The organism is Rhodoferax sp. (assembly GCF_037143375.1).
Taxonomy (GTDB): Bacteria; Pseudomonadota; Gammaproteobacteria; order Burkholderiales; family Burkholderiaceae_C; genus Rhodoferax.
In genome coordinates this window covers 1-9,480 of the sequence record NZ_JBAWYV010000123.1, presented here as the reverse complement: position 1 = coordinate 9,480, position 9,480 = coordinate 1, and the positions used below count along the sequence as shown (strand labels likewise).

Here is a 9,480-nt window from a genome sequence, read left to right as displayed (position 1 = left end):
CCAAGGGTCTGGGGGTCTTCAGAGTGCCGACTAAGCCACGAAAGATCGAACTTCACTGCCGCCAGTGAGCCGCCGATGTCGTCATGAATCTCACGGGCCGTTGCAGCGCGTTCTTGCTCAATCGTCATTTGCAGATGCTCGGCAAAATCTGCAAGACGCCGTTCAGACAAGGCCAATTCCATGTCGGCCACTTCTTTCGCGCGCCGGATAGTGTGAACTTCGAGCGATCGGCGAATGATCTGGGCCAATTTGCTCAAATCATCTTTGGCCAAGTAGTCGCTCATGCCCATTTTTATGGCCGAAACTGCCGCAGGCTCACCTATGGCACCCGAAAGCAATATAAAAGGTGGGGGGTGCGGTACTTGTTGCTGCAGCACTTGCCAGGCATCCAGGGCCGTGAAGCCCGGCAACCTGTAATCCGCCAGAATGACATCAAAACTGAAGGTTTGGACTAGTCGCGCAAACTCGTCCAGTGTTTCAACTCTTTCCAGTTCGTAGCATTCTCCAGACTTGAGTAAGGCGAGTCGGACAAGTTCGTGATCCAGAGCCGAATCCTCCAAGTGAAGAATTCGTATTAAGTCGGAGGAACGTTGTTCGTGTTGCATGGTTAATTCTGTCATTGTCCGCGATAGTTGTCTGACGAATCTGGTGCCCTGTTCGGTGGCAAACGAGGCCTGCTATTTGAATAAATTGCATTGAATCCTCCCAAATATTGGGATAATCCTGATAACCTGAGCCATTACAGCGTGCGCCCACGAAAGTCATGATAGTGTGCGATGCTTGGTGCTGAGATTGGACACAAGAATGCAACCGAATCAAACATCATCTTCAGTTCCCGCTGTGCAGCTTCCTGTGATGCTGGTCGCAGAGGTGCAGGATTCGCTTCTGGTTGTTGTGCACGATTTAAATCGGCTTGATGGATTGTTGGCGCATACGATGACCAATTTGATGGAACGGTTCACCAGCGCCAGTGCCAATCTCGCAGATCCCGTGCTGGTTGATTCGAAAGAATTGGATGCGGTTCGAAGCGCATTGAGGGCGGCTGTGACCGAGTTGCAGTTTCAAGACATGGCGTCACAACTCATTACGCATACCTCCAAAATTCTCCAGGGCTGCGCGTATCGATTGGCTTCCGAATCCATGGGGCAGGAAGACGGCGAGGCCGTGCCCTTTGTTGAGGATGTCCCTGAGAGGCCGAATCCCGTGACGCAAGACGAAATGTACGCAGGTTCAATAGAGCTTTTTTGAGCGTACCCATTTATTTATAACTGAAATTGTCGGAGCTTCAAATGCCTTTAATACTCGCTGTTGACGATTCGCCGTCCATGCGCAAGATGGTGTCGTTTACTTTAACCGGGGCTGGCTACCAGGTGGTTGAGGCAGTGGATGGAGTTGATGCCTACGAAAAAGCCTTGGCTCAGACGTTTGATCTTGTATTGACGGACCAAAACATGCCCAGACTTGATGGGCTGGGTCTCACTCGAAAGTTGAGAGATCACCCTTTATTTAAAACTGTCCCCATTCTGATGTTGACAACAGAGTCGAGTGACCTGATGAAGCAGGCTGGCCGTGCTGCAGGCGCGACCGGTTGGTTGGTGAAGCCGTTTGACCCAGCCCGACTGCTTGAAGTTATAAAAAAAGTGATCAAGTAACGCGCTCAGAATTGAGTTGGCGAAGTTTAAGAAACATTGGAGATAGATATGTCGGAAGCGCATCAAGAGAGTGGTGGTTCAGGGGCGGATTTTGACCTTAGCCAGTTTTATCAAATCTTCTTTGAGGAGGCTGGCGAAAATCTGGATTTGATGGAGCAGATGCTGCTCACACTCAATCTTGAGACGGCAGACGACGAAGAGCTGAACGGTATTTTCCGGTGTGCGCATTCCGTCAAAGGGGGCGCAGCAACCTTCGGGTTCTCTGATGTTGCCGAGTTGACGCATCAAATGGAGTCCTTGCTGGATCGTTTGCGCCGCCATGAATTGCAGCCCAATGCGGCAATGGTTGATGTGTTGCTGGAGTCCGCCGATGCGTCCAGAGGACTTCTGGCGCGTCATCAGGCAGGCGGGGAGGGCGTTTCTCCACCCACCGCTGATTTGGTAAAGAGGATTAGCGTGCTGGCTTCCGGGCAGCCGGCCTTGCCCAAGGCGATTTCCGCACCTGTTCAACCGGCAGTGGTTCTGGTTCCGGCGCCACCCCCAGTTGTGGTGCAGTCAGTGCCTAAATCAGCAAAAACAACACGATCGCTTGAAATTCGAATTGGGCCACTGGATCACCCAGAGCAGGCGGACGCCATTAAAGAGTTATTTCGGGATATTCCCGGATTGGGAGACATTAAAGTCTTGGTTAGTAATCAGGCTGACACGCGTGTATTTGCGGTTGAAACTTCTTCATCCGATGAAGATTTGCTTGATTTGTTCGCTTTTCACGTCTCCAGGGCACAAGTGTCCATTAAAGAGATTGAAGAAGCCGCTGTCGCCCCTGATCCTGGTTATGGTTTGTTTGAAGATATCGCAGAAGCACCCGTAAAAGCCTCTTACGCTGATGATCCACCACCCGGCGCGCCATTGGCGCCACTGCCAGGGTTTGGATTTTTTGATGGAGCACCTGGTACCCCAAGTGCTTCTGTCGAGGCTGTGGCATCCACTGCAGTTGCCAAGATTGCCCCCAAAACTCCAGCGCCCATCGTGCAGCCAGAAGCGGCTACGATTCGGGTTGCTATCAGCAAGGTCGACCAGCTAATCAATTTGGTGGGCGAGTTGGTCATCACACAAGCCATGCTGGCGCAAAACAGCCGTGCGTTAGACCCCGCGCTTTACCAGCAACTTTTGACGGGGTTGACAGACCTTGATCGAAATACACGGGATTTGCAGGAATCGGTGATGTCGATTCGGATGATTCCCATGTCGATTGTTTTCAGTCGATTCCCACGGATGTTGCGTGATCTGGCGAACAAACTGGGCAAGAAAGTTGATTTTGTGACGCAAGGTGAAGCCACAGAACTGGATAAGGGCTTGGTTGAAAAAATCACGGACCCACTGACCCATCTGGTACGCAACAGTTGTGACCACGGCGTGGAAATGCCTGCTGATCGCATTCGGGCTGGTAAATCTGAAACTGGAACGATCACTTTATCCGCGGCGCATCAGGGTGGGTCCATCGTGATTGAGGTGCGTGACGATGGGCGTGGAATGTCTCGCGAAAAGATTTTGACAAAAGCGCGTGAACGAGGGATGGATGTATCCGATCAAATGCCAGATTCTGAAGTCTGGATGTTGATTTTTGCGCCGGGCTTTTCTACGGCTGAAGTGGTAACCGATGTTTCGGGTCGTGGTGTTGGCATGGACGTTGTGAAGCGAAACATTGCCGCTTTGAACGGAACCGTGGAGATTGACTCGTCAGAGGGATACGGCATGAAGGTGTCGATTCGCTTGCCACTCACTCTGGCCATCATGGACGGCATGTCAGTGGGTGTTGGTAACGAGGTCTATATCCTGCCACTCTCCTCGGTCGTTGAGTCTTTCCAGGTTAAATCCGATGCGGTGAGTACGGTTGGCCAAGGTTCCCAGTTGGTTAAAGTCCGCGAAGAATACATGCCGGTGATTGAACTTGAAAAAGTTTTCCAGGTCCCGCGTTTTGATTCCGAGAAGTCTAGTGACATCATGGTTGTGATCGAGGCTGACGGGTGCCGCGTTGCCTTGCTGGTCGATGAACTATTGGGCCAACAGCAAGTTGTCGTGAAAAATCTGGAGTCGAATTACAGGAAGGTTCCCAATATTTCGGGGGCCACGATCCTTGGAGATGGCAAGGTGGCGCTGATCCTGGATACCGGCGCGCTGGTTCGTCGCTCGCGTCACTAACGCCTGTTACATAAAGGAACTCAAGATGGGTGCAATGGAAAAAATTGGTGACATGGTCTCGGCCGGTGCGCGGGAATACCTGACCTTTCGGCTTGACCGTGAAGAATACGGCATTGATATTTTGAAGGTACAGGAGATTCGTGGCTATGAGCCACCAACTCGCATTGCTAACGCACCTAACTTCATCAAAGGCGTTGTCAATTTACGTGGAACGATTGTTCCCATCGTTGATATGCGGTTGAAGTTCAACTGTTCAAAGGTTGAATACGATTCCTTCACGGTTGTCATTATTCTTAACTTGCGAAGCCGAATTGTCGGGATCGTCGTGGACTCTGTCAGTGATGTGATGGAGCTTCCTCCTGAAAGCCTGAAGGCCGCTCCTGACGTTGAAAGTGTGATCGGCAACGATTCCGTCTTGGGTCTGGGATCTCTTGGCGACCGGATGTTGATATTGCTGGATATTGAAAAGTTGATGTCTGGCGTAGATATGGAGTTGGCGCCTGATGTCGTTTAATGACTCATTAGTCAGTAAACATGGGTGGCGAGCAGCATGTTGCTGAGCAACCTACGTTTCCGTCCCTTGGCTTCCTTGTCAGCGCAGACAGGCGGATTTGCAGATTCTGGTGGCCCTGGAATGCAGGGACGCGAATTTGTTTGGACCGATGCTGACTTTGATCGCGTTCAAGCGTTGATTTACCAGCGGGCCGGGATCAGTTTGCATGATGGAAAACATGCCATGGTCTACAGCCGTTTATCGAGGCGTTTGCGTGATACGGGTCACCAAAGCTTCAAAGAGTATCTGGGTTGGTTGGAAACCAATGATGGTCCTGAATGGCAAGAGTTTGTGAACGCCCTGACCACGAATTTAACCTCATTTTTTCGGGAGCATCACCACTTTGAGATTTTTGCAGACCACTTGAAGTCCAAACCTTCAAGTAGCCCATGGCGTGTCTGGTGTAACGCCGCGTCAACGGGTGAAGAGCCTTACTCAATCGTCATGACCGCCTTGGAGTCGCTTGGCGCCAAAGCCAATTTTTCATTAACTGCCAGTGATATTGACTCCAAGGTCTTGGCCTCCGCAGCCCAAGGTGTTTACCGCATTGAGGGACTTAAAGGTGTAAGCGAAGAACGTATTCAGCGTTTCTTTATGCGCGGCAAAGGTGCCAATGAGGGTATGGCCCGCGTAAAGCCTGAGTTGCAGCGACTCATTCAATTCATCAGTGTTAATTTGATTCGCGACGATTGGCCATTTCGGGAACCGTTTGATGTTGTTTTCTGCCGCAACGTCATGATTTACTTTGATGCGCCGACACAGCGCAAGGTCTTGGAGCGTATTCATCGTGTGATGGCGCCTGGTGGTTTGTTATTTGTCGGGCATGCAGAAAATTTCAGCGAATCGAGGGATTTGTTTGTTCTTCGAGGAAAGACCGTCTATGAGCGTCGCTAGATTCCCTAATCATTGGCGTTGTGAGTTTTTCCCATTTGCTATCCTGCTGAATTCAAGGAACATATGACGCAGCCTTCATTTGGTTCTGGACCCTCGTTGGTACGCGCTGGAGGTGCCCCGATTGCCCCCAAGGTCTTGGCAAACGGGCGCATATCTCGCGTGGATCAGTTCAAGGCGCAAGCTCGCAACCCTGGTGAGGCATCATTTTTTTATCACGATCACCACTTTCAATACGATGCTGTGAAAGTGTTGCCGGGTGAGTATTTTGTTTCAAACGAAGACATCGTCATCATGACGGTGTTGGGCTCCTGTATTTCAGCCTGCATTTGGGATGGGAAAGTCCGTGCCGGCGGCATGAATCACTTCATGCTTCCAGATGGCGACAGTGCCGATGGGTTTGGTCGATATGGGTCCTATGCGATGGAGTTGCTGATCAACGAAATGTTGAAAAAAGGTGCTCGCCGAGAGTCGATGCAAGCAAAAGTTTTTGGTGGTGCGCAGGTTATGGCCGGTTTTACCACCATGAATGTGGGTGAGCGCAATACAAAATTCGTTCTTGACTATCTTTCCACAGAGCGCATTCCGGTGGTGTCGCAGGATGTGTTGGATATTCATCCCCGCAAAGTTTGTTTTTTCCCGACTACTGGCAAAGCGCTCGTCAAGCGACTAGCGCATTCTCATCCCGAGACGTTGGCAGTGGAAGAGCGCAAAGGCAATGCGGCGATTGTTGCAAAGACCACATCTGGCGGCTCTGTCGACCTTTTTTGAGTAGATTCAATTGAAGAAAATTCGAGTTTTGGTAGTGGATGATTCTGCATTGGTGCGAAGCCTGTTGGCTGAGATCATTAATCGGCAAAAAGACATGGAATGCGTCGGTTCTGCCAACGACCCACTGATCGCCCGCGAGATGATTCGCGAGCTTAACCCCGACGTTCTCACTCTGGATATCGAGATGCCTCGCATGGATGGCATTGATTTTTTGGGGCGGCTCATGCGCTTGCGGCCGATGCCAGTCGTGATGATTTCGACGCTGACAGAACGCGGTGCCGAAGTCACGATGAAAGCATTGGAACTAGGTGCGGTAGATTTTGTTTCCAAGCCCCGGATTGGCGTGGCTGATGGCTTGAGTGAGTTGTCAAACCAAATCGTGGAGAAGGTCCGCATTGCTGCTGCCGCACATATCAAACGTGCGGCCACGGCACCCTCCTTGGCAGGCGCTGCTGCGGGTGAAGTCGCTCCCAGTCGCCCATCGGTTGTCTCAATCGGGCGCATCTCAACAGAAAAAATGATCTGTATTGGCGCTTCGACCGGTGGCACCGAGGCCATCAAGGAAATATTGACGCGTTTGCCGGCGGACTCTCCAGGTATTGTCATCACCCAGCACATGCCACCAGGTTTTACAACCAGTTTTGCAGCTCGATTGAACAGCCTGTGCCAGATTACAGTTAAAGAAGCCGTTAATGGTGAGCGAATTCTGCCGGGCCATGCGTACATCGCCCCTGGTGGCAAGCAGTTCAGAGTAGACCGCAGCGGTGCCAATTATTTGGCTGTGGTTGAAGATGGCGAGTTGGTCAATCGCCATAAACCGTCGGTGGAGGTGCTCTTCAAGTCCGTGGCCAACGTGGTGGGCCGCAATGCTTTTGGCATTATGTTGACCGGCATGGGTAACGATGGCGCCAAAGCGATGCGTGAGATGAAGGATGCCGGTAGCTACAACTATGTGCAGGACGAGGCTTCGTGCATTGTCTTTGGCATGCCGCGTGAAGCCATATTGCATGGCGCAGCCGACGAAGTGTTGCCACTCACATCGATTGCGCCAGCCCTGATTGCCAAGTTGAGTAGCGCGACCGACCGCTACCGCGTATAAATCAACTGCCCGCGAGTTCTTCCCAGCGGGTCATGGCTGCGAGCATTTCCTCTTCTATGGCGGCGTCCCGTTTGTAGAGTTCCGTGGCGCGCTCCGGGGCTTTTGCGTAGAGGTTGGCATCTGCCAACTCGGCATGAACAGTGGCTTGCTCCAGTTCCAGTGCGTCAATTTTGGCCTGCAAAGTGTCGAGTTCGCGTTGGGCTTTATTGCTGAGTTTTTGGATACTTAAGGATTTGGTCGAATCAGCAGATTTATTGCTTTTTTGGCCTCTAGCCCCCGTCTGTTGTGCGTAAGCAGCTATTGAATTTGTAGCGGTCTTAATCTCTTTACTGCGTTTGGATTGAATCAGCCAGTCTTGAACGCCACCTTCATATTCTCGCCACAAGCCATTGCCCTCGCAGGCAATCGTGCTGGTGACCACGTTGTCAAGAAAGGTGCGGTCATGGCTGACTAAAAACACGGTTCCTTCGTAGCTTTGCAACAATTCTTCTAGCAATTCGAGGGTTTCGATGTCCAGATCGTTGGTCGGTTCGTCCAGCACCAAAACGTTGGCCGGGCGTGCAAACAAACGCGCTAATAGCAAGCGGTTGCGCTCGCCACCCGACAAGGATCGCACCGGTGAGTTGGCGCGGGCGGCTGAAAAGAGAAAGTCGCCCAGGTAACTCTTGACGTGCTTGCGTTGGTTGCCAATTTCGATCCATTCGCTGCCGGGGCTGATGAAGTCCACCAGGGTGGCATCGAGATCCAGCGCGTTGCGCATTTGGTCAAAGTAGGCGACTTGCAGGTTGGCACCTTGGCGAATCTTGCCGCTGTCGGGCGTGAGTTCGCCCAAAATAAGTTTGAGCAGTGTGGTTTTGCCAGCGCCATTAGCGCCCAGCAGACCAATTTTGTCGCCCCGCATGATGGCAGCGGTAAAGTCTTTGATGATGACTTTGTCGCCAAACGACAGACTGGCGTCCGTGAGTTCGGCCACCAATTTGCCGCCCAGTGCACCAGAAGCTACGTCCATGCGGACATTTCCAACGGAGTCGCGGTGCGCCTTTCGGCTTGCACGCAGATTCTCAAGACGCACGATGCGGCTTTGGCTGCGGGTGCGGCGGGCTTCGACGCCTTTTCGAATCCAGATTTCTTCTTGTGCCAGCAGTTTATCGGCCTTGGCGCTGATCACCGCTTCTTGCGCAAGTTGATCCTCTTTAAGAATCAGGTATTGGGCAAAATTACCGTCGTATGACCGGAATTTGCCACGGTCCAGTTCAACGATGCGTGTCGCCACCCGGTCCAGAAAGCTGCGGTCGTGGGTGATGGTGACAACGCTGCCCTTGAAGGCAATCAGCAAGTCTTCAAGCCATTCAATAGAGTCGAGGTCCAAATGATTGGTTGGCTCGTCCAGCAGCAGTACATCCGGCTGGGCGACCAGGGCCTGAGCCAGGGCGACTCGTTTTTTGGTGCCGCCCGACAAAGTGCTGATGATTGCGTTTTCGTCCAGATGGAGGCGGTGCAGGGTTTCGGTAACGCGCTGCTCCCAGTTCCAGCCGTCTTGCGCTTCAATCGCACTCTGGAGCGCGTCAAGGTCGCCAATGCCGGAACAATATTGGTCAATTAAGGCGATCACCCCCGCAATGCCAGCGCTTGCGGCGACAAAAACGGTGGCATCCGGGTCGAGAACTGGTTCCTGCGCGACATAGGCCAGTCGCAGATTTTGTTGCAGTTGCAGGGTGCCATCGTCAGCTTTTTCGAGGCCGCCCAGGATTTTAAGAAAAGATGTTTTACCCGTGCCGTTGCGTCCGATGACGCCAACGCGCTCACCAGTTTCGAGTGCAAAGTCAGTGTGGTCGAGTAAAGCGACGTGCCCAAAAGCGAGTTGGGCGTTCAGAAATGTAATTAGTGCCATAGGGGTGGGATTATCCTGCCCAGATGAAAAAATTTCTGGAAGCTTAAATTTGAGTATTTGAGAGGCTGTGCTTTGATGTTCTTAATAAGTGGATGAAGGGCGTCAACTAATTGGTGAGATCTCGTTTTTATTGGGACGGGTCATGCAGGGGATTCAATGCGCTTTTGGGCGCTCAATGTGTGGCGTTGACTCGACGTGAAAAGCCACGTCAAGCAAAGAACCATCCCTATTTTGATTGCTGTTCGTGGTGCTGATGGGTGCTATGCGAGTCACGATGTGAGACTTGCACAGTAGATTGAAGGCAATTCAGACGTATGTCAATTCCAATTTAATTACAAAACTTTGGACAAGGGTCGAAATCCGTACTAGAATACAAGGCTTCGCTGATCACAGTGAAGCAAGCGAAAAGTTCAGTTTAGAC

At 51.8% G+C, this 9,480-nt stretch carries 9 protein-coding genes; 7 read left to right on the top strand and 2 right to left on the bottom strand.

Going from position 1 to position 9,480, the window contains the following annotated elements; translation table 11 throughout:
- Positions 1 to 605 (bottom strand): response regulator (locus tag WCG50_RS14895; protein WP_336900389.1); only part of this gene is annotated, 605 nt, incomplete at its 3' end.
- Between the two features lie 199 nt (positions 606 to 804).
- On the opposite strand from WCG50_RS14895, the gene WCG50_RS14890 reads away from it, so the two are divergent.
- The 7 genes from WCG50_RS14890 (at position 805) to WCG50_RS14860 (ending at position 7,168) form a co-directional block, all read left to right on the top strand.
- The gene (locus tag WCG50_RS14890; RefSeq protein WP_336900388.1) at positions 805 to 1,248 is read left to right on the top strand and encodes a hypothetical protein; all 444 of its coding nucleotides are present in this window, start codon (positions 805 to 807) and stop codon (positions 1,246 to 1,248) included.
- 41 nt (positions 1,249 to 1,289) lie between these two features.
- A complete protein-coding gene (locus WCG50_RS14885) occupies positions 1,290 to 1,652 on the top strand; it encodes a response regulator (RefSeq protein WP_336900387.1) in 363 nt (120 codons plus the stop codon).
- 48 nt (positions 1,653 to 1,700) lie between these two features.
- On the top strand, positions 1,701 to 3,854 hold the full coding sequence (locus WCG50_RS14880) for a chemotaxis protein CheW (protein ID WP_336900386.1): 2,154 nt from the start codon (positions 1,701 to 1,703) through the stop codon (positions 3,852 to 3,854).
- Between the two features lie 25 nt (positions 3,855 to 3,879).
- A complete protein-coding gene (locus WCG50_RS14875; RefSeq protein WP_336900385.1) occupies positions 3,880 to 4,368 on the top strand; it encodes a chemotaxis protein CheW in 489 nt (162 codons plus the stop codon).
- 120 nt (positions 4,369 to 4,488) lie between these two features.
- The gene (locus WCG50_RS14870; protein ID WP_336900390.1) at positions 4,489 to 5,301 is read left to right on the top strand and encodes a CheR family methyltransferase; all 813 of its coding nucleotides are present in this window, start codon (positions 4,489 to 4,491) and stop codon (positions 5,299 to 5,301) included.
- A gap of 63 nt (positions 5,302 to 5,364) precedes the next feature.
- Positions 5,365 to 6,069 (top strand): chemoreceptor glutamine deamidase CheD, encoded by a 705-nt coding sequence (gene cheD, locus WCG50_RS14865; RefSeq protein WP_336900384.1) that lies wholly within the window; start codon positions 5,365 to 5,367, stop codon positions 6,067 to 6,069.
- A gap of 10 nt (positions 6,070 to 6,079) precedes the next feature.
- A complete protein-coding gene (locus WCG50_RS14860) occupies positions 6,080 to 7,168 on the top strand; it encodes a chemotaxis response regulator protein-glutamate methylesterase (protein ID WP_336900383.1) in 1,089 nt (362 codons plus the stop codon).
- A 1-nt stretch (position 7,169) separates the two neighbouring features.
- Here the strand turns inward: WCG50_RS14860 and WCG50_RS14855 are convergent, their stop codons facing one another.
- Complete coding sequence (locus WCG50_RS14855; protein WP_336900382.1) at positions 7,170 to 9,059, bottom strand: ATP-binding cassette domain-containing protein; 1,890 nt, start codon at positions 9,057 to 9,059, stop codon at positions 7,170 to 7,172.
- Positions 9,060 to 9,480: the final 421 nt, after the last annotated feature.

Bases quoted from the DNA above. Each gene is read 5' to 3' on its own strand.
- WCG50_RS14870 (WP_336900390.1), top strand. From the start codon at position 4,489: ATGCAGGGACGCGAATTTGTTTGGACCGATGCTGACTTTGATCGCGTT.
- WCG50_RS14855 (WP_336900382.1), bottom strand. From the start codon at position 9,059: ATGGCACTAATTACATTTCTGAACGCCCAACTCGCTTTTGGGCACGTC.
- WCG50_RS14880 (WP_336900386.1), top strand. From the start codon at position 1,701: ATGTCGGAAGCGCATCAAGAGAGTGGTGGTTCAGGGGCGGATTTTGAC.
- WCG50_RS14885 (WP_336900387.1), top strand. From the start codon at position 1,290: ATGCCTTTAATACTCGCTGTTGACGATTCGCCGTCCATGCGCAAGATG.
- cheD (WP_336900384.1), top strand. From the start codon at position 5,365: ATGACGCAGCCTTCATTTGGTTCTGGACCCTCGTTGGTACGCGCTGGA.
- WCG50_RS14875 (WP_336900385.1), top strand. From the start codon at position 3,880: ATGGGTGCAATGGAAAAAATTGGTGACATGGTCTCGGCCGGTGCGCGG.
- WCG50_RS14890 (WP_336900388.1), top strand. From the start codon at position 805: ATGCAACCGAATCAAACATCATCTTCAGTTCCCGCTGTGCAGCTTCCT.